This is a genomic window from Nocardia sp. XZ_19_369 (assembly GCF_015355715.1).
GTDB lineage: Bacteria > Actinomycetota > Actinomycetes > Mycobacteriales > Mycobacteriaceae > Nocardia.
In genome coordinates, this window is record NZ_JACVED010000011.1 from 265703 (window position 1) to 285530 (window position 19828).

Here is a 19828-nt window from a genome sequence, read left to right on the forward strand (position 1 = left end):
CGGCGAAACCGATCAGCACAATGCCCAGGGCGCAATCTCCTGGACGGAGGGGTAGCCCGGGTCGTCACAGTCTTCGTCCTCGGCGAACCACAGCCAGTTGCGCGCGCACTGCACGAGGGTCCACGCGCGGGCGCGATCGGGGTCGAGGCCCGCGATGTCGACTACCGCGGCGAAGCGATTGTCGAGGGTGGATTCGGTTCTGCGGCTCCACAATAGAGACAGGGTGGTGAACTCAGGATCGCCCGCGAGCGGTTGCGGGTCGATGACCAGCCACGGTTCCCGTTGTGCCGCAAGCACATTCTCGAAATGCAGGTCCTCGTTCACCAGCAGCTGGGCGGCGGTGGGCCCGAGCTGGGTGCACACCTCCACGGCCGCGTCCAACAGTTTGCGCGAGTACGGCGCACCGAGCCGCTCCCATTCCCTGGGCAGTTCCTCCGCCCAGCCTGCCGACTCCGTGCGCAAGTTGCGTGAAATACCTTGCGGCACTGGGATAGCCAATCGGCGCATGAGCTCGCAGGTGATTCGCACAGCGTCATCGATCGGCTCGGTCTGCAATGAACGTCCGGCTTCGAGACGTTCCAGCAGCATCGCTCCGTTGTCGGCGTCACTGTCCAGCAGCAGCACCGCACCGTCGCCCTGCCATGCGGCCAGCGCGACCGGTTCGTCCTTGGTCTCGGGCGTCAGATAGTTCAGCTTGAGCACGGCCGCACTGCCGTCCGCACGCCGGACGGGCAGCACGAGCCCGCCGTAGCCGTGCATGGACGGTCCGTCGAAGGTGAGTTGCCAGCGATCGGCATAGTGCGCGGCGAGGTCGGGCAGGCGGTCGAGCCAGGCGCGGGCGGGTGCGCCCTCCTGGTTGGCGAGGCGGGTGGCGAAGAACTCGGGCACGACGGTCACGTCAACGAGCATCGCAGCCGTGTCGACCGATTTTCGCCGCCCTATTCGACAGACCCGATCGGCGTCGGATGACTCCGATCGGCACCGGCGGGCACCGGCGGAGGCGGTGGCGGGAGCCCGGGAAAGAGGGGCGGGAATGCCGGAACAGGCGGCAGCGGCGCTGGAGGAGGGGGTGGCGGCGCGGGAGCAGGCGGGGGTTCCGGCGCAGCAGGCGGTGGTTCCGGGACCGAGGGCGGCAGCTCTGGATTCGCGGGCGGTGGTCCCGGGTCGGCGGGCACCGGCTCCGGTCCGGGGCCTTGCTCCTGTTGTCCGGGCCGGCCCTGATCCTGCGGCTGGCATACCCAGCGCCCGTCCGGCCCCCGCATCCACTGCGCGACGATCCCGTCGTGCGAGCAGTCGTCCCCGATGTGGTGCACGCCCTGCCCCTGTGGAACACACGCCCATTCACCGCCGCGCAGATCCCACTGCGCGACGATGCCGCCCGCCGAGCAGTCGTCACCGATCTTGCGCGCGGGCTGCGGGGCGACCGGGGACGGCGGTCCCGGACTCACCCGGGTGGGCGACGGGGTGGTGCGGCCGGTGGTCGACGGCCGCGCCGAGGTCGTCGCGGACGGCGACTTGTCGTCCTTCGAGTCCTCACCCGACCGCAGCAGCATCCCGACCGCGACCACCAGCACCAGGACGGCGGCGATCACAGCCGCGATCACCAGGCCGCGGTTGTCGGCGCCGCGTCCACCGTCGGGCTCGTGACTGCCGCCGGGTGTCACCATCGAAACCGCCTTCTCTGCTGGACAGGGAAATACCGGTACGAATGTTGATCTTCACGGCACGCTACCCGAAGGTTGCTGTATCAACGTCGACTTTAGACAATTTTCATTTATGCAGGTAAAAGCCGTTTACCAGAAATAGCTATGGGTAAACTCGGCCCGTTTCAGCGACCGAGGGTTACTGCTTGGGCAGCGCGCCCGCCATCCCGCCGACGTCGGTGACCTTCCACCCGTTGTTCGGATCCACATTCACCGTGTAGGTGACCGTGGTCTGCGCCCCCTCGGGCGTCTGCGCGCTGGTCGAGGTGACATTGAGGAAGACATTCACCTTGTAGACCCCGTTGTCGGTGTTCATCACCTTGGCGGTGATCGGCGCCGAGGTCGAGGTCCACTTCAGCGGCACCAGGATGTCCTGCAGCTTCGGCGCGGTGGCGTCGAACTTGTTGGCCAGCTGCGGGGTGGTGTTGGCCTTGAGCTTGGCGACCCAGGCGTTGACGTCCTGGAAGTTGATGTTGGAGGCGCCGACCGCGTAATCGGTGGCGACCTGCTCGGCGTGCTTGTCGTCGGCGGCCGCGGCGTCGCGGTCGCTCAGGTCGCCGCGCGCCGAGGCCCACAGCGCGCCGAACACCACGGTCGCGGCGGTCAGCGCCACCAGCGCTGCGGCGACCGCGACGGTCGAGAGGCGAATCGAGACGGTCTTCGGGTCGCGCGCCGGGGCGGGCGTGGCCTCGGTGTCGACGTCCTGCTTCGGTTCGGTCACAACGTCGTTCGACATCGCGTCCTCCTTTCCTATTTGACGGCCACCCGCACCTTGACGGCGCCATCGGCGTCGACCTCGGCGAGGGCCTGGGAGATCAGGTCGGATATATCGATGCGCGGCGCGGCCGCGACCAGCGCATCGACGAGCGGGCGCAGCACCGGCGCCAGCGAACTGAGCTCCGGCTGGAGCTCACGCAACGCGTCGACCGTTTTCGCGGTGAACGGGGAGATCCCGTTTCCGGTCGTGTACTGGTCGATTGGCTGGCTGTCGACCATCCGGCCGACGTGCGCGACGAGATCGCTCAGCGCCTGGGTGAACTGGACCCACTCGGGCGCGGCGGCGCTGAAAGACGGTCCTACCCAATCCATGTTGGTGGCCGTGTTCTGGAGACTGTTGAGCAGCGAGGCGATCTGCGGATTGCGGCTCATGATGGCGGCGGCGAGCAGGTCGCCGGAGCGCGCGAGATTCGGGATCGCGCCGTCGGTGCCGGCCAGCGACTGCTCGGCGGTGCTCACCAGCGAGCCGACCACGGTCGGGTCGAGCTGGTTCAACGTCTTGGTGGCGAGCCGGGCGACCTCCGGAATCGACAGCGGCATACGCACATTCGAAGTCGTCAGCTGTTGGCCGTCGCGCAGGTACGGTCCGCCGTCGGCATTCGGCCGGAACTCGACGTACGGCTCGCCGAGCGCGGACAGGTGCTCGATGGTGACCGTGCTGTCGGTCGGCACCCGGCGGTCCGCGACGAGCTTCAGGCCGACCTCGACACCGCCCGCGCTCTTGCGCACCGAGCTGACCCGGCCCACCTCGATCCCGGTGAGCAGGATCGGCGACCCGACGGCGAGCCCGCCCGAATTGGTCAGCACCATGCTGGCATTGGTGTACTCGGCCAGCGGATCGGCCTGCACCACGTTGAACGTCAGATAGCCCGCGCCGAGCAAAGTGATGGCGGCGATGCCGCCGAGCGAGGCGATCGGCCCGAGCTTCATCGGACGACTCCGATCATGCGTAGGGTCTGGATGATCCGATCCGTCTGGTCCTGAATCGGCACCGGCGCATCGGTTTTCACGCCGGTGATGTTCACCTTGGGCCCGTGCTCGGCGAACGGAATGATCTTCTCGCGCACCAGCGAGACCAGCGCCTGCAGATTCGACGGCTGACTCAGGTCCAGCGGCCGGGCCGAGGCCAGCAGCGGCAGGAACGCCTGCACGGTGCCGTCGGCGCTGTTCAGCAGCGGGCCGAGCCAGGTGAGCGAGGTGCCGATCGGGCCGAGCTGGTTGAAGATCTTGGTCACCCCGACGATGGACGGGGCGATGCCGTTCATCTGGTCCACCGACTCCTGGGTGAGCAGGTCGGCGAGCACCGGCCGGATGCCGTGCAGCACATTGGTGTTGTTGTCGATCCCGTCGAGCAGCGAGTCGAGGTCGTCCAGGTGGTTGCCCAGGTCCACCGCGTCGTCGGCCAGGGTCTTGCCGATCTGCTTGGTCCGGGCGGGATCGGCGGGCAGCACATCGTTGAGCTGCTCGATGGTGTCCTGCACCTGCTGCACCGCGCCGCCCTGGGTGAAGGTGGCCAGCGCGGCCATCGTGTCCTCCAGCTGCACCGGCGGTTTCGTCTGTGCGAGCGGGATCGTGCCGCCCTCCGGCAGCAGCTTGTCGAAGCCGTTCGACGGGGTGATCAGCGCGAGATGGATGTCGCCGAGCACCGTGTTCTGCCGCAGTTCGGCCAGGGTGGCCGCGGGCAGTTGTGCCGACTTCGAGATCCGGGCATCGACGACCACGTAACCACCGCGGCCGCCCGCCTTGGCCGAATCCACCACGGACACCCCGGAAACCGTGCCGACCTGGGCGCCGTTGGCCATGATCTTGGCCCGCGCGGGCAGATTCAGCACATTGGCGAACTGGATGTGCACGTCGTAGGTGGCGCCGGAGACCTCGGAGCCGGGCACCGGCACCGACGACGGATCGAACGCGCAGCCCGCGGCGGGCAGCGCGGCCGCCAGCACCACCGCGAGTCCGGCGACGAAACGACCACCGCCACAGCCCTTTTCACGGCGGGAAAGTGTGACGACCAGTCGTCCGGTCTCGTCCCGATGGATGTTCATCGTGCACCCGCCATTCCGAACAGCAGTGCTGCCATGTCGACCTTCGCCATGCCGTCCGCGGCGTCGCAGCGCCCCGGCGCCATCGCGTTCACCACCGCGCAGACCTGATCGGCCTGCTGCTGCGGAATCGCGACCTTCGGTGGCGCATAAGTGATTCCGGACTGCCCGAACGACCGGAAGGCATCGGTCAGCACCGGCATCATCGACACGATCTGGGCCAGCGAGCCGACCCGGGCGCGCAGGAACTTCACCAGCGGCACGGTGACATCGAGCGACTTCATGATCGGATCGCCGAAGGCCGTGGTGAGGTCGTTGAGGATCGGGAGCAGCTGCCCGAGTCCGTCGATCACCTGGGCACCGGGTTCCAGGAGGTCGGTGCGCGCCGCATTCAGCGTCGGCGCCAACCGGCGGAACATCGATTCGATGTCGCCCCAGTGCTCCTCGACCTTCTTGCCCACCGAGGCGAAGGCGTCGAAGACCCCGACCAGATGGCCGATATCGGCGTCGGGCGAGGCCATCGCCCCGCTCAGCTTCTTGATGATGTCGTTGACCTGCGGCCCGGTCCCCACGGTCGCCGCGTTCAGCTGCGACAACCCCTGGGCGAGTGCGTCGGGAGTCTTGTTGTCCGGTCCCGAGATCTGCGCGGAGAGCTGCGCCACCGCGTTCAATGTCTCGGAGATGCTCTTGGGCGTCAGCGTTTTGGTGATGCACTGACCGGCGTTCCAGCGCGCGGTGTTCTGACCGGAGGTCACCACGGCGAGCTGGCGGGCCGCGACGATGCTGTCGGCCAACGTCGTCGCGCCCGCGTCGGCGTAGACCGGCTTGTCGGCCTCGACGTCGAACTCGACCTTCACCGACTTACCCTGCGGCGCAATCGACGTCACCGTGCCCACCGGGATCCCACGCATGGTCACCTGATTGCCGACGTACAGCCCGACGCTGTCGGGCATGATCGCGCAGTAACTCTCGGTCTTCTTCATCGGGTCGAAGGCGATGAAGTACCCCACGACGACGAGCACGACCGCGACCAGCGCACCCGAGACCGACATGAACGCCCGCGAGCCGAGCACCTTGTGCAGCATCAGCAGTCCCTCCCCGGCAACGGCACGCAGACCCGCGCGAGTGCGCCCGCCGGCGCGGTGATGGTCTGCCCGGACTGGTCGATCGTCACGCCGCCGTCGGGCCCGGCCAGCGCCGACAGCTTCTGCTGCATGTCCTGCACCGAGCCGATGACCGGGTCCAGCTTGTTCAGCAGCTCCGACATCCGGGGCACGGCGTCGAACAGCGGCTGGAGTTTCGGCTTCAGCTCGGCGTAGGTGGGCGCGATCGCCGCGGCCTTGCTGATGACGGCGTTCAGCAGCCGCAGCCCCTCCTGCAGTTCGGCCCGCTTGCCGAGGACCAGGTCTTCCATCCGGTTGGTGGCCTGCACCAGCCGGCCGAGCGAGCCCTTGGCGCCGTCGTACATGGTCACGTACTCATCGGCATTGGCGATCGCCTTGGAGATCATCTCGTGCTGACGGTTGAGGTCGTCGACGAAGCTGCTGAGGCTGTCGAGGGTGGTGCGCAACGTGTCCGGCGCCTCCGCGACGGAGGTGCCGAGCGCGGCGAGGTTGCGCCGCAAGGTATCGCCGTCGATCTTGCTGACCGGCTCGGCCGCGTCCTGGAAGGTCTGCACCAGGCTGTACGGCAGCCGCACCCGATCCATCGGAATGTGCTTGTCGCCCAACGGCTTTGTGCCCGAGGGGAACAGCGCCACGTAGTTGCCGCCGACGATGGTGAGCATGCGGACATCCAGCGTGGACTGATCGCCGACGAACAACCCGGAGTCCACGGTGAAGCGCATGACCACCCGATCCGGCTTCAGCTCCAGCGATTTCACCGTGCCGACGCTGATCCCGGCCACGCGGATGTCGTCACCGGCCTTCACCGACTGAGCCTCCGCGAGATCGGCCGTGTAGGTCTTCTTGCCGATCGGCACCGCGTAGAGCACGCCGGCCGCGACCGCCACGATCGCCACCAGGACGACGCCGATGATGCCGAGCCGGATCTCGCGCCGCTTGGTCTCCTGCTCACCGATCACGCGACGATCGGCGAACATGCCGCTCACCCAGCGCATACCGCCACCTGCTGTCCCGCGATCAGTACGCCGAATACCTGCGGCACGTCCGCCGCACCCTTGGTGCACTGCGGCTTCCAGCCCGCGACCGCCGATTTGGGGATCGCCGCGTCGAAGCCGGCCAGCAGCCCGGGCAGCTTGTCGAATATCTCGAGGGCCTGCTGCGGGTCGGGGAAGATCTGGTGGATCAACGCGTCCACATCGTCGGGGCTCTGTAGACCGAGGGCGTTGAACAGGTTGTCCAGCGGGCCGAGCACCGAGGGCGCGGCCGCGGCGAACTGGGCCAGCCCAGCCATATTGGACTCCAGCCCGGAGAAGATGTCGGCCAGCCTGGCCAGCAGCGGCACCATGTAGTGGATCTTTCCGCCGGCCGTTTCCTGCAGGTCGGACAGGTTCTGCAGCACCTTGTCGATCACCACCTGCCGGTCTTTCACGTGCGCCGCGAGTTTGTCGATCGCCGCCAGCGCGGGTCCGATGCCGTTGCCGTCGCCCTCGATCAAGGCGACCATGCTGGCGCTGAACTGGTTGATCTCCTCCGGGGAGATGGTGGCCAGCACCGGCTTCAGGCCGTTGAACATGCTGGTCACGTCGAACGAGGCCACGGTGTGATCGGTGCCGACCGTGGCGCCGCCCGGAATGCGCTTACCGGGCTGCGGCTGCTGCTGCAGGTCGATATAGCGCTGGCCGGTGAGGTTCTGGTAGCGGATGGCCAGCTTCGAGTTGTCGTAGATCGACGCATCGGTCTTGAGCGACAACCGAACTCGGGCCTGTACGCCGTCCAGCTCGATCCCGTTCACCTTGCCGACCTGCACGCCATACATGCGCACGTCGTCGCCCACTTTCAAGCCGTTGGCATCGGTGAACAACGCGCTGTGATCCTCGGTCGGCCCCGATACCGGGCGCTTGATCGCCGTGCAGACGATGATCAGCACACCGATCATCACCGCCGCGAACAGGCCGAGCCGCCAAGCGGCGGAACGTACTTTCATCGGGCACCTCCCAATAGCGGTGCCAGGACGGGCATGCCACTCAGATCGATCTCGGCGTTCAGCACCGGGCCGTTCGGGGTGTCGGGCATGGCCGCGCGCAGCCTGCGCAGTAACTCGGTGAGGTCGGCCCCCGACTGCCGCGGCTGCGGCACCATCTGCGCGAGCAGCGTCAGCACCGGCGCGAGCATGTCGGTGACGCCGGACAGATCGTTGCCCAGTGCGGTGCCGAGGTTGGCGATACCGGGCAGCAGCGTGTCGGTGTGCATCCGCACGCCGGCATCGAAGGATTCCCGATTCGATTGCAGCCGAGGGATATTGCGGATCATGTCCACCATCACCTCGTTGGCGCCCGCGAAGTTGCCCGCGCCGTAGAACGCGGGGCCCAGCGCGGCGGCCAGCTCGGAGAACGGCATCCGCTGGTTGTCGGTGACGATCTGGGCCGCCTGGATGATCGCCTGCGCCAGCGGGGTGAACGCCTTCATGTCGTGCGAGACCTGGCCGATCACCGTCGCCATCTGCGGCGTGAGCACCGAGTCACCGGACGCCGACAGGCTGCGCAGCATGCTGCCCATGGTGGCGTCGAAGATCGCGGCGGAATTGGCGCCGGTCAGGTCGAGCACGCTGTCGTCGCGCAGCGCGGATCCGCCCGCACCGCGGCGCAGCTCGATCTCGCTGATGCCGAACAGGTTCGCGGGCGCGTAGTCGACCCGCATGCTGTCGTCGATGCCGTGCAGTTGCGAACGATCCAGCCGCAACCCGATGCGCTGGGTGCCGCGCTCGGCCGGGTCGACGCCGGTGACCGTGCCGACCTGCACGCCGTCCACTCGCACCGGGGTGCCCGCCAGGATGCCGTCGCCCACCTGTTCGGTGTGCAGCGAGATGTGCATCCCGTCGTCGGTGCGCAGTTCGCGTTGCACTACGAGGATCGCGACCACCGCCACGATCACTGCGACCGCGACCAGGCCGACGAGCCGGGACCGCTGCTTGTCGACCGCCACTCCGGGCAATCCATACTTCGGCATCGCCATTACCCCGTGAAGCTGATCGTCGCGTTGAAACCCCACAGCACGATGGTGAGCACCATGTCGATGGCCACGATCGCCACCGAGGAGGCGCGCACCGCGCGGCCGGAGGCGATACCGACGCCCTCGGGTCCGCCGGTGGCGAAGAAGCCGTAGTAGCTGTGGATGAGAATTACCACCGTGGCGAAGATGGCCACCTTGATCACCGCGGCGATCACGTCGAACCCGGCCACGAACTGGAAGAAGTAGTGGTCGTACACGCCCGCGGATTGCCCGTGCACCAGCGTGATCAGGCCGCGGCAGGACAGGTACGCCAGGATCAGCCCGATCAGGAAGGTCGGCACGATCGAGATGGCGCCCGCGATCACCCGGGTCGTCACGACGAAGGGCACCGAGCGCAAGCCCATCGCCTCCAGCGCGTCGATCTCCTCGGAGATGCGCATGGAGCCGATCTCGGCGGTGATGCGGCAGCCCGCCTGCGCGGCGAAGCCGATGGCCGCGGCGATCGGCGCGAGCTCGCGGGTGGTCGCATAGGCCGAGACGATGCCGGTGACCGGACCCATGCCGAGCATGTTCAGCATGGTGAACGATTCGACGGCCACCGAAGCGCCCATGACCAGGCCGAGCACGATCATCATCGGCACGGTGCCGCCACCGACGATGACCGAGCCGCGGCCCCAGGTCATGTCGGAGATGATGCGCAGCGTCTCGTCGCGGTAGTGCTTGATCGTCGACGGAATCGACGAGAGCACCTGCCAGACGAACGCCAGCACGAAGCCGAGCGCCTCGAACCGGGCGAGCAGCAGGCCGCGGCGCTGGTAGAAGCGGGCGAGCCAGCCCAAACCCTTGGGCACATAGGTCGATGCGGACATGTCAGACCAACCTCGTCGGCAGGAACATCTCGACCACCTGCGTGACGCCCAGGTTGACGACGGCGATCGACACCACCGACAGCACCACGGCCGCGTTCACCGCGTCGGCCACCCCGCGCGGTCCGCCCTTGGCCTCCAGCCCGCGCTGGCAGGCGATCACCACCACCAGGAAGCCGAACAGGGCCGCCTTGAGCAGCGAGACCCAGACATCGGCGACGGTGGTGAAGGAACCGAAGGTGGCCCAGTAGCTGCCCGGCGTGACGTTCTGGCCGCCCACCGCGACCGCGTAACCGGCGACGATGCCGACGAAGATGATGAGGATGTTCAGCAGCGGTGCCACCAGGATCATCGCGACCAGCCGCGGAATCACCAGGCGGGGAATCGGACTGATGCCCATGGTGTTGAGCGCGTCGATCTCCTCGCGGATCGTGCGCGCGCCCAGATCGGCGGCGATGGCGGCGGCGCCCGCACCGCCGAGCAGGAATCCGGTGGCCAGCGGGGCGCCCTGCTTGATCACGCCGAGGCCGCCGGTCGCGCCGAGCAGCGAGTCCGCGCCCAGCGTGTGGATGAGATTGCCGACCTGAATCGAGACGATGACGCCGAACGGGATGGCGATCAGGATCGCCGGAATCGCCGTGACGGTGACCAACCGCCAGGCCTGGGTGGTCGCCTCGCGCCACTCGAACTGGCCGCGCGCGATCCCGGTGACCGTGCCGGTCACCGATTCCCGTGCGATGTCCACGGCGCGACCGAAGGTCCGCAACGACGAAACGACAGTGTCGGAGAAGTTCTTGCGGACGACGCGGACGGCGGTGGCACTCGAGCGAGCCCGGGTCATAGACGCCACTCGAGGCCCGAGCCGGGCCGGTGTGTCTCAGGTTTCACAATCGTTCTCTCCATGATGGGCGTCACTGCCACCATGAAGCTATCGGTGACACCTGGTAACAGTAAAGCTGATCACGGTGTGACCATCGCCTCCTGAACGCTTGCCGGTGACTAGCTTCGTTGCCCGGTCAACAGCACAAGATGGAAGTAAATGGCCGTTCTGGTACGGGTTATCAGCGCGTTTCGGTATCACTGTGACGTGCGTCATGTGATTTAGCTAACTGCCAGCAAGATCACGGACCGATTACGAAAGGGCGTAATCGGCAAATGGGACAAGCGAGACGGTCGCGCAGCGACTAAAGGGCCGGAGCTGGGCCAATAGTCAGCACACCGCCCATACGGCTTGCCTCGACTGCCTCGCGTGAGTCGAATCACACGGCCTACGGACTCACCGCGAGGAAGGCGAACGCGGAGAACAGGGCCAAGTGGACGCCGCCTTGCAACAGCGTCGCCCGGCCGGGCACAACCGTGAGCACCCCGACCACGATCGTCAGCGCGAGCAGCACCATCTGCGTGGCGCCGAGCCCGAGCTCCAGCGGCCCGTCCAGCCAGATGGTGGCCACGGCGATCGCCGGGATGGTCAGGCCGATGCTGGCCATGGCCGAGCCGAGGGCGAGATTGAGGCTGATCTGCACCTGATCGCGGCGCGCGGCCCGCACCGCGGCGAGGGTTTCCGGCAGCAGCACGAGCAAGGCGATCACCACGCCGACCGCGGACGGCGGCAGGCCTGCGTCGGCGACGGCCGACTCGATGGACGGCGACACCACCTTCGCCAGTCCGACCACGCAGACCAGCGCGACGAACAGCATCACCAGGCTGAGCAGCGCGGCCTTGGCGGTGGGCGACTCGCTGTGCACGTCCTCGTCGGTGACCACGCCGTTGCCCTCGACGGGCAGGAAGTCGTCCGGGTGCCGCACCGTCTGCACCATGACGAACAGCCCGTAGAGCGCGAGCGAGGCGACCGCGGCGAAGGCGAGCTGGCCGGCGGAGAACTCCGGCCCGGCCTGGCTGGTGGTGAAGGTCGGCAGTACCAGGCTGAGCGTGGCCAGCGTCGCGACCGTGGCCAGTGCCGCGCCGGTGCCCTCCGCGTTGAACACCGCCACCCGTCTACGTAGCGCGCCGACCAGCAGGGACAGCCCGAAGATGCCGTTGCAGGTGATCATGACCGCGGCGAAGACGGTATCGCGGGCCAGCGACGCGGCCTTGTCACCGCCGGAGATCATCAGCGTGACGATGAGCGCCACCTCGATGACGGTCACCGCGACCGCGAGCAGCAGCGACCCGAACGGCTCGCCGACCCGGTGCGCGACCACCTCCGCGTGATAGACCGCCGCGAGCACCGCGCCGATGAGCGCGGCGGCCACCACGACCACCGCCACGCCGGAGAGACTTCGCCCCCAGGTTACGGCCAGCGCGAGGGCGGCGATGATAGGTACGAACACGGTCCAGCGGTCGGTCAACACACGGATCATGAGATCCATCGTTGCAGCTAACCCTCCGCACACAGGTCAGCGCGGTGTGGCGGCCCGGAAATGGCACCGAATCGGACAATGCCCCCACTGGCAGGGGCAGATAACCGAGCGCCGAGCCGATACCCTGGCTCGGCCTTGATCGAGACGAACCAGCAGCGGGGACGCATGTCAAACCCACCCGGCCCCTACCCCGGGCAGCCTTACGATCCACACGCGCAGCCCGGTCCACCCGGTGAGCAGAGCGCAGCGAAGGATGAACAGCAGGCTCCTGGCTACTCGCGCGCCGACCCGACCATGCTGAATCAGCCGAGCGCCTCCGACGCCGGGGCGCAGTCGCCGCATCCACGCGCGGACCCGACGATGCTCAACCCGCTCGGCCAGCCGGATCCGGGGTATCAGCAGGTACCGCCCGCGGATCCGACGATGCTGAACCCACTGAGTCAACCGAACCAGGCCTACCAACCGGTGCCGCCCGCGGATCCGACCCTGCTGAACCCGTTGAGTCAGCAGGATCCGGCGTACCACCAGGGCCAGCCCTACGATCCGCAAGGGCAGCCGTACCCGTCGGTCCCGCAGTATCCGGTCCCGCAATATCAGCAGGCACCGCAATACCAGCAAGCGCCGTATCAGCAAGCACCGATGTATCAGCAAGCGCCGCAGCAGTATCCGCCGCAGCAGGGCGGCTTCCCACCCGGTCCGCCCGGGCAGGGGTACCCGCCGCAGTACGGACCCGGCGGACCCGGCTCGGGTGGCGGCGGCGGGGGCAAGGTGCTCGCCGTGATCGGTTCGGTCCTGCTCACCCTGCTCGTGATCGGCGGGGTCATCGGGCTGAAGGTGCTGAAGAACTCGGCCAAGAACGACCGGGTCGACGCGAGCGGCGCCGACACCACCAGCTTCGCCGTTGCCACCAGCACCGCGGGCGCGCCGACCACCCGGACGAGCGCCAAGCTCCCGCCGATCAGCACGGCACCGCCGACCACGCCGAAGGTGACCAACGTGTGGATCGCGGCCGCCTACAACGAGGCGACCGAGGAGGTGCACTGGGCCAGGAGCTCGATCAGCCAGGACGCCGCGGTCGGGCAGGCGCAAATCGCCTGTGGCGCTTCCTGTCAGGAGCCGGTCTGGTCGAAGGACAACTGTGTCGCGTTCGCCTTCGGCAGCAGCGGTGGCTGGGCCTCCGACTGGGGCAGCACCATCACCGAAGCGCAGGACAAGGCAGCGGGCAGGGGACAGAACGCCTTCGGTCTCGCGGGGCCGTTCCAGTTCTGGTCGAAGTGCGCGAAAGAGTAGCGCGCGCTTAGTCGTCCAGGTCGACGCGGACGGTGAGCAGATCGGTGCCGACCAGCTGGACCACCGCGCTGTTACCGCGGGGCAGCTCGCGCAGCCGGGCGCGCGCGTCGTCCTCGGGCAGCAGGTGCGCGGTGCCGGTGTGCCAGCGGCCGTGCAGGCGTACTCGAACTCGGTTGTTCGCCTTGATGTTCCGGATGTACTGGGAGCGATCACCGAACTCGGAGACCAGCCAGAACTCGTTCCCCACCTTGCGGCCGCCGATCGGGGTGACGCGCGGCTGTCCGCTCACCCGGCCGACGGTTTCCAGCAGCTGCTGGGCCGGCACCTTGCGCTGCAACGGATTGACGACGCGGCGCTGCAACGTGGTGACCACTCGATGTTGAATATCGCGCTTGCTCGGCATGCGGCGACGGTAGCACCGGGGCGCGACCCGCGAGCACCGAAGCCGTCGGCCCGAACCCGTTGGCACAGTGCCACAGCCGAATACCATCGCGGTGGGCAATCCGACGAATTATCGGAATAACCTTCGTTCCACTGTGATGCACGTCATAAAGTCCGGATCCCCCGCTTTATCACTGCGCACACCAGGACAATTCATGTACGCTCCCTCCCCTCGCCCGCGCGGCGTGATTCTCGCCGCGGCCGCCGCGACGTTCGGCCTACTCGGCTCGGTCCTGACCGCCCCCGCTCCCGCGCATGCCGCGGGAGCGATCAATTTCGCGCCGAAAGTGGATTCGCCCTCCGGTGGCCAATTTCCGTCGTGGGGGCCCGGTCCGTCCGCGATCGGCACCGTCACCGCCGACTTCGACGGCGACGGCAAGGCCGATATCGTCTCGGCGGATTTCCAAGGGGCAGGGCCGATTCTGATGACCGGCCGGGGCGACGGCCGGTTCAACACCGGCACCAGGGTGGGCGACGCCGGCAACGGTTTCGGCGCGGTGGGTGTCGGCGACCTCAACGGCGACGGCAGGCCCGACGTAGTCGCGCAGGCCTGGACGACGGTCGCGACCTTCCTGAACAACGGCAACGGCACTTTCAAGCCGGCCGAGAAGTACCTGACACTCGAAGGCGCACAACAGGAAGTGATCGTCGCGGACGCCAACGGCGACGGCAAGGCCGATGTGCTCAGCCTGGTGCCCGCCGGGGTGAAGACCTGGCTCGGCAAGGGCGACGGCACCCTCGAAGGCGGGTCGACCAGCCTGATCCCTGGCGTCGCCGCCGCGTTCACCGTCGGAAAGTTCAACTCGGACAACAAGATCGATATCGCGATCAACAACGACGTGCTGCAACAGGTGCACGTGTTCACCGGCAACGGCGACGGCAGCTTCACCCGGCGCGGCGCGAGCACCAGCGGCTTGATCACCGAGGATGTGCGGGCGGGCGATTTCGACAACGACGGCATCGATGACGTGATCACCGCCGACTCGTTCTCCTTCAGCACCACGCTGCTGCTGTCGGACGGTCAGGGTGACTTCAAGAAGACCGACCGGGTGAACATCTCCGGCCTCGGCCCGACCAGCATCGCCGCCGGCGACTTCAATCGGGACGGGAAGCTGGACGCCGCGATGTCGGCCGTGCTGAACTCCAAGATGGTGATCTTCACCGGCAACGGCGGAACCATCAGCAAGACAGGCGATTTCAGCGTCACGGCACAGCCGCAGACGCCGGTCGTTGCCGACTTCGACGGTGACGGCAAGCTCGACATCGTGGTGGCGGGTAGCGCGAACGCGGTGTCGTTCCTGAAGAACATCTCCTGATCGCGCTCAGCAGACCGCGGTCGGGGTGAGGTTGTCGTCGAAGGGCAGCAGGCCGTCCACCGTGGCGTGGATCTGCAGGCTGCGCACCTTCATCTCACCGCCGTGGTTGTCCAGGAACGCGATATCGGAGGCGTCCCGGCCGGTGGCGATCCGGACCAGGGTCGAGCGCGGCGCCAGGCCGGTGGCGTCGAGGGCGCGCCAAGCGCCGTCGATGTAGGCCTCGGCGACGGCGTGGAAGTCCATCGGCGCGCAGCCCGGCGCGTACACCGACGCCACCCGCGCGGGCACCTTCACCGCGCGCAGCAGCGCCACGACCAGATGCGCGAAGTCGCGGCACACGCCCGCTCCGGACAGCAGCGTCTCCACCGCGCCGTCGATCGGGTCGCTGCTGCCCGCGACGTAGCGGATCCGGCGCCCGACCCACTGCGACACCAGCACGGCGAGCTGGGCATCCGGTGTGCCGGAACCGAATTCGGTGGCGGCGAAGCCGAGCAGCTTGTCCGACTCGGCGAACCGGCTCGGCCGCAGGTACAGCGCGCGGTCGTAGTCGGTGGTGGTCTCCGGTGTCGCGTGGCCGAGCACGGTCGCGCGGTAGTGCGCCCGCACAATGCCCGGGCCGACCGAGAATTTGTGGATCCGGGTGCCGTGCGGACCGAGTATTTCCCAGGGCGTGATGGCCCAGCCGTCCAGTTCGAACACCAGCGACTCGGTCAGATCCAGGTTCGGCTGGCGGGCGACGGCGATCTGGAATTCGAGGGTGGTCGGCGCGGTGATCGCCACCTCGAGCTGAGCTGAGACATCGCGCTTCACACCACAATCCTGTCCGTCGCGGTCAAGTGCCCTGCCTATTCTCGACTAGATAACGGCGAGTTGGCATCATCTGCACCGTCAATTCATGGCCAGGTGGGGATTAATGCGACCGGCCGCGCGGTTATGGGCGAGAATTTGCCCGTGCGCACCCAGTTCACTCGCGAGCTAGTCGCGTTGACCAATGATTTGACGTTGATGTGCAGGCTTACCCATGACGCGGCCGAGCGGGTGACCGACGCATTGGTCGGTGCCGACCTCACCGCCACGTACGAGGTTTTCGCCCTCGATGAGCGACTACAGACGATGTACGGCTCGTGCGAGGCGCGGACGGTGGTGCTGCTCGCGTTGCAGGCGCCGGTCGCCCGCGACCTGCGTCACGTGGTCACCGCCATCCAGATCGCGACCGAGTTGTCGCGGATCGGCGCGCTGTTCAGCCGGGTCGCCGACCAGGTCTATCAAAGCCATCCGGGACATGTTGCGCCGCAACCGATCCTCGACATCCTGGCCGCCATGGGCACGCTCGCCGCGACCCGCACCGCGCTCAGCGGTCAGGCCGTCGCGACCGGTCACCAAGAACCGCCCGCCGAGCAGGATCCCGGACTGCATGCGATGGAACTGCTGCACAAGCAACTACATTCGGCCCTCGCCGCCCCCGGCCCTGAGCAGTCGACCACCACCGCCGCCATCACCATCGCCCTGCTCGCCAACCACCTCGAACGCTGCGTCGACCACACCGCCCGCATCGATCGCCTGATTCGCTTCCTGGACACCGGAGTTCCCCCGACAGCCCAGCCCGCCGACAGTGCGTAGGCACTACCGGGCGGTGGCGCGGGCGATCGTGTAGAGGTCGCGGGCCGGGCCGGTCGGCCGCTGTCCGGTCGGCCACACGGCGCGCAAGGTGCGCTCCAGTGCCAAGTCGGTGACCTTCGGCGAAACCAGGGTGCCCGCGGCGATTTCGGCTGCCACGGCCAGGGAGCTCAGCACGGCCGGACCCGCGCCCGAGGCGACCGCCGTCTTGATGGCGGTGGTGGAGGACAACTCCAGCGCGACCTCGGGTCGCCAGCCGGGGATTTCCCGAGACATCGCGTGCTCGAACCAGTTTCGGGTGCCGGAGCCGGATTCCCGTTGGATCAATGGGGTTTCGGCGAGTTCGGCGCGGCCCACCGAGCCGCGCCGGGCCCAGCGGTGCGCGGGCGCGACCACGACGACCAAGCGGTCGTACGCGACGACATGGGACTCCAGGCCGCGGAAGCTCTGCGGGCTCTCGATGAAACCGATCGCCGCCTTGTTGTCCAGGACCTGCTCGGCGACCTCGACGGAGTTGCCCGACTCCAGAGCTATCGCGGTGCCCGGCGCACTGGCCCGCAGCTTCATCAGCCAGGCGGGGAAGAGGTATTCGGCGATCGTCTGACTGGCCGCGACCCGCAGGTGCGAGTCGCGTTCGGCGCGCAAGGTGTCGATTCCGGCATCGAGTTGCTCGGCCGCGCGGATCACCCCGCGGGCCCACTCCGCGATCAGCGAACCGGCGGGGGTCGCCCGGGAGCCGAGCGTGGTGCGCTCCAGCACCGGCACGCCGACGAGCTTCTCCAGGTACCGGATGCGCGAGGACGCGGAGGGCTGACTGATGCCGTGTGCCGCCGCCGCCCGGCCGAGGCTGCCCAGTTCGATGACCGAAAGCAGCAGGTCGAGCGCGGCCAGGTCGGGGACTCGCGGCGACAGGGGCATAGAACGAGTCTATGCATACATAGGAACATGCCCGCTACCTGACCCGGCGACATCCGGCGACGCTGGAGACATGACCGCCACCGTGACCTTCCGCCCCGCACCTCGGCGTCTGGTCGGCGAGCTCGACCACCGTCCGCACCGGTCCGGCTCGCTGCGCCAACTCGGCCCCAACTGGTTCGCCGCGGTGATGGGCACGGGCATCGTCGCCACTGCCGCGGCCACCCTGCCGTGGCAGTTCCCCGGACTGCGCGGCGCCGCGACTGTCGTGTGGGCGCTGGCCGCCGCATTGCTGGTGGCCTTGAGCGTCGCGTGGGTCACCCACTGGGTGCGCTTCCCCGACACCGCTCGCGACCATCGCAACCACCCGGTGATGTCGCAGTTCTTCGGCGCGCCGCCGATGGCGCTGCTGACCGTCGGCGGCGGCACCCTGCTGCTCGGTTCCGACGTGATCGGGATGCCCGCCGCGGTGGCGATCGACTGGGTGCTCTGGATCGCGGGCACCGTGCTCGGCCTGCTCACCGCCTTCGCCGTCCCCTACCGGATGTTCACCAGGCACCGGGTCGGCGCCGATGCCGCGTTCGGTGGCTGGCTGATGCCGGTGGTCCCGCCGATGGTGTCCGCCGCGATGGGTGCCCTGCTCATCCCGCACACTCCCGCGGGTCAGCTGCGGATGACCATGATGCTGCTCTGTGTGGCGATGTTCGGTCTCAGCCTGATCGCCGCCCTGATCACCATCACCATGATCTGGTCGCGGCTGGTGCATCACGGCGCCCCGGCCGCAAGCATGGTGCCCACCCTGTGGATCGTGCTCGGGCCGCTCGGCCAATCCGTCACCGCCGCAGGTCTGCTCGCCAATGTGGCCCCCGCGGCCATGCCCGACCTCTATGCCAAGGGCCTCTTGGTCTTCTCGGTCATCTTCGGCCTCGTCACCTGGGGATTCGCCATGCTGTGGCTGGCACTGGCCTGCGCCGTCACCGTAAAAACCTATCGTGCAGGCGAATTGACCTTCAACATGACCTGGTGGGGCTTCACCTTCCCCCTCGGCACCTGTGTCACCGGGAGCACTGTCCTCTACACCCACACCGGCGCAGACTTTTTCGCCGCCATCGCGATCATTCTGTATGCCGGGTTGGTCGCCGCGTGGTCGGCGGTGGCGGTGCGCACTGCTCGCGGCGCGCTGAACGGCGCGCTGCTTCGGCCCGCCCCCGCGACCAGTTGACCGATCAGTAGTTCTGCAAGGTGACGAGTTCGGTATCGGCCTCCGGCGGGTTGGCGGCCATCGCGTCGAACACCTCCTGCGGCGGCGGTTCGGCGAACATCATGCCGACCACTTCCTCAGCCCCGGCCTGGTTGGTCTTCACGTAGTCGCGCAGCTGGTTCTCGTAACTGGCGAACGCGGCCGCGTAATCACCTGCGGCGGTAGCCAGTTCACCCGCCAGGATGTAAGCGCCGATCAGAGCCTGTGAGGTGCCGCGACCGGACAGCGGTGACGCGCAGGCGCAGGCGTCGCCGAGCAGCACGATCCGGCCCTTCGACCAGGTGTCCATGCGGACCTGGCTGACCGGCGTCAGGTACAGGTCCGATGACGCGGCCAGATACTCCAGCAGGCGCGGCATCTCCCAGCCGTCCCCGGCGAAACGTTCCGCGAGCAGCCGCTTCTGGGCATCGAGATCACGCCGGTCGTAGTCGAGCAGCTCCGCGGCGAAGTACAGCGCGGCACGGGCCTCGGTGTTGTCCCTGGCGCTGAACACATTCGCCGACCTACCGTCGCCGAGCTGGCAGGCGCGGCCCTCGTAGTCGAGGTTCAGGAAGTTGTCGGTAGCGAAGATGGCGTTGTAGACGCCCAGGTGGTGGAGGTAGTCCGCGTGAGCGCCGAAGGCGAGAGCCCGCACCTTCGAATACATCCCGTCCGCACCGACCACCAGGTCGAAGCGGCGCGGCTCGCCTCGTTCGAAACGCACGAGCACACCGTCGGCGTCCTCGTCGAGCGCGGTGATCGAGTTGTCGAAGAGGTACTCGGTCTCGTCCTCGGTCAGTGCGTAGAGGATGTCGGTCAGATCGCTCTTGAGCACCTCCAGTTCACCGGCGAAGATCGCCGCCGGCATGGTGACGACGTGGCGCCCGTCGCTGTCCACCACCTTGCTGTCACGAACGGTGGTGCTGTTCTTGCGCACCTCGTCGAGGATCCCCATCCGCTCGAGCACCGTGATCGCCGCGCCGCGGAAGTCGACCGCGTACCCGCCGGGGCGCGGCGCCGCCGCCCGCTCCGCCACCGTCGGGGTGTACCCGTGCCTGCGCAGCCAGTACGCCAGCGCCGGGCCTGCGACTCCGGCGCCAGAAATCAGGATGTTCGTGTTCGTCATGG

General features: G+C 67.8%; 20 protein-coding genes. 4 read left to right on the top strand and 16 right to left on the bottom strand.

Annotation, left to right across the window (positions count from 1 at the left end; translation table 11 throughout):
• Positions 1 to 12 precede the first annotated feature (12 nt).
• The 12 genes from IBX18_RS35780 to IBX18_RS35835 all read right to left on the bottom strand — a co-directional run bounded on the left by IBX18_RS35780 (position 13) and on the right by IBX18_RS35835 (position 11881).
• Positions 13 to 897, bottom strand: a complete 885-nt coding sequence (locus IBX18_RS35780; protein ID WP_194837875.1) for an aminoglycoside phosphotransferase family protein — start codon at positions 895 to 897, stop codon at positions 13 to 15.
• Between the two features lie 41 nt (positions 898 to 938).
• Positions 939 to 1667 carry a hypothetical protein gene (locus IBX18_RS35785; RefSeq protein WP_194837876.1) on the bottom strand — a complete coding sequence of 243 codons (729 nt, stop codon included), beginning with the start codon at positions 1665 to 1667 and terminating at the stop codon, positions 939 to 941.
• A gap of 175 nt (positions 1668 to 1842) precedes the next feature.
• Complete coding sequence (locus IBX18_RS35790; protein ID WP_107654523.1) at positions 1843 to 2439, bottom strand: hypothetical protein; 597 nt, start codon at positions 2437 to 2439, stop codon at positions 1843 to 1845.
• Positions 2440 to 2453: 14 nt separating this feature from the next.
• Entirely contained in the window at positions 2454 to 3410 is a 957-nt protein-coding gene (locus IBX18_RS35795) for an MlaD family protein (protein ID WP_194837877.1), read from the bottom strand.
• Positions 3407 to 4525 carry an MlaD family protein gene (locus IBX18_RS35800; protein ID WP_194837878.1) on the bottom strand — a complete coding sequence of 373 codons (1119 nt, stop codon included), beginning with the start codon at positions 4523 to 4525 and terminating at the stop codon, positions 3407 to 3409. The genes IBX18_RS35795 and IBX18_RS35800 overlap by 4 nt, the downstream gene beginning before the upstream one ends.
• The gene (locus tag IBX18_RS35805; RefSeq protein ID WP_194837879.1) at positions 4522 to 5607 is read right to left on the bottom strand and encodes an MlaD family protein; all 1086 of its coding nucleotides are present in this window, start codon (positions 5605 to 5607) and stop codon (positions 4522 to 4524) included. The genes IBX18_RS35800 and IBX18_RS35805 overlap by 4 nt, the downstream gene beginning before the upstream one ends.
• On the bottom strand, positions 5607 to 6641 hold the full coding sequence (locus tag IBX18_RS35810) for an MlaD family protein (protein ID WP_194837880.1): 1035 nt from the start codon (positions 6639 to 6641) through the stop codon (positions 5607 to 5609). Before IBX18_RS35810 ends, IBX18_RS35805 begins: the two co-directional genes overlap by 1 nt.
• The gene (locus IBX18_RS35815) at positions 6629 to 7630 is read right to left on the bottom strand and encodes an MlaD family protein (protein WP_107654518.1); all 1002 of its coding nucleotides are present in this window, start codon (positions 7628 to 7630) and stop codon (positions 6629 to 6631) included. The genes IBX18_RS35810 and IBX18_RS35815 overlap by 13 nt, the downstream gene beginning before the upstream one ends.
• The gene (locus IBX18_RS35820; protein WP_194837881.1) at positions 7627 to 8652 is read right to left on the bottom strand and encodes an MlaD family protein; all 1026 of its coding nucleotides are present in this window, start codon (positions 8650 to 8652) and stop codon (positions 7627 to 7629) included. The genes IBX18_RS35815 and IBX18_RS35820 overlap by 4 nt, the downstream gene beginning before the upstream one ends.
• Before the next feature lie 5 nt (positions 8653 to 8657).
• On the bottom strand, positions 8658 to 9524 hold the full coding sequence (locus IBX18_RS35825; protein WP_107654517.1) for an ABC transporter permease: 867 nt from the start codon (positions 9522 to 9524) through the stop codon (positions 8658 to 8660).
• A 1-nt stretch (position 9525) separates the two neighbouring features.
• A complete protein-coding gene (locus tag IBX18_RS35830) occupies positions 9526 to 10362 on the bottom strand; it encodes an ABC transporter permease (protein ID WP_147136191.1) in 837 nt (278 codons plus the stop codon).
• A 427-nt stretch (positions 10363 to 10789) separates the two neighbouring features.
• On the bottom strand, positions 10790 to 11881 hold the full coding sequence (locus IBX18_RS35835; protein ID WP_228542301.1) for a calcium:proton antiporter: 1092 nt from the start codon (positions 11879 to 11881) through the stop codon (positions 10790 to 10792).
• A 165-nt stretch (positions 11882 to 12046) separates the two neighbouring features.
• On the opposite strand from IBX18_RS35835, the gene IBX18_RS35840 reads away from it, so the two are divergent.
• Positions 12047 to 13171, top strand: a complete 1125-nt coding sequence (locus IBX18_RS35840) for a DUF4189 domain-containing protein (RefSeq protein WP_194837883.1) — start codon at positions 12047 to 12049, stop codon at positions 13169 to 13171.
• Positions 13172 to 13178: 7 nt separating this feature from the next.
• Here IBX18_RS35840 and IBX18_RS35845 read toward each other — a convergent pair whose 3' ends face one another.
• Entirely contained in the window at positions 13179 to 13574 is a 396-nt protein-coding gene (locus IBX18_RS35845; RefSeq protein ID WP_194837884.1) for a nitroreductase/quinone reductase family protein, read from the bottom strand.
• Between the two features lie 193 nt (positions 13575 to 13767).
• Between IBX18_RS35845 and IBX18_RS35850 the strand changes: the two genes are divergently transcribed.
• A complete protein-coding gene (locus IBX18_RS35850; protein WP_194837885.1) occupies positions 13768 to 14928 on the top strand; it encodes a VCBS repeat-containing protein in 1161 nt (386 codons plus the stop codon).
• 6 nt (positions 14929 to 14934) lie between these two features.
• On the opposite strand, the gene IBX18_RS35855 is transcribed toward IBX18_RS35850, so the two are convergent.
• Positions 14935 to 15738 carry a transglutaminase family protein gene (locus IBX18_RS35855; protein ID WP_194837886.1) on the bottom strand — a complete coding sequence of 268 codons (804 nt, stop codon included), beginning with the start codon at positions 15736 to 15738 and terminating at the stop codon, positions 14935 to 14937.
• A 141-nt stretch (positions 15739 to 15879) separates the two neighbouring features.
• Between IBX18_RS35855 and IBX18_RS35860 the strand changes: the two genes are divergently transcribed.
• Positions 15880 to 16548 carry a phosphate uptake regulator PhoU gene (locus IBX18_RS35860; protein ID WP_306796555.1) on the top strand — a complete coding sequence of 223 codons (669 nt, stop codon included), beginning with the start codon at positions 15880 to 15882 and terminating at the stop codon, positions 16546 to 16548.
• 3 nt (positions 16549 to 16551) lie between these two features.
• Here IBX18_RS35860 and IBX18_RS35865 read toward each other — a convergent pair whose 3' ends face one another.
• Positions 16552 to 17463 carry a LysR family transcriptional regulator gene (locus IBX18_RS35865; RefSeq protein WP_194837888.1) on the bottom strand — a complete coding sequence of 304 codons (912 nt, stop codon included), beginning with the start codon at positions 17461 to 17463 and terminating at the stop codon, positions 16552 to 16554.
• 70 nt (positions 17464 to 17533) lie between these two features.
• On the opposite strand from IBX18_RS35865, the gene IBX18_RS35870 reads away from it, so the two are divergent.
• Positions 17534 to 18682 (top strand): TDT family transporter, encoded by a 1149-nt coding sequence (locus IBX18_RS35870; RefSeq protein WP_194837889.1) that lies wholly within the window; start codon positions 17534 to 17536, stop codon positions 18680 to 18682.
• A 4-nt stretch (positions 18683 to 18686) separates the two neighbouring features.
• Here the strand turns inward: IBX18_RS35870 and IBX18_RS35875 are convergent, their stop codons facing one another.
• Positions 18687 to 19826 carry an FAD-dependent monooxygenase gene (locus IBX18_RS35875; RefSeq protein WP_194837890.1) on the bottom strand — a complete coding sequence of 380 codons (1140 nt, stop codon included), beginning with the start codon at positions 19824 to 19826 and terminating at the stop codon, positions 18687 to 18689.
• Between the last annotated feature and the right edge of the window lie 2 nt (positions 19827 to 19828).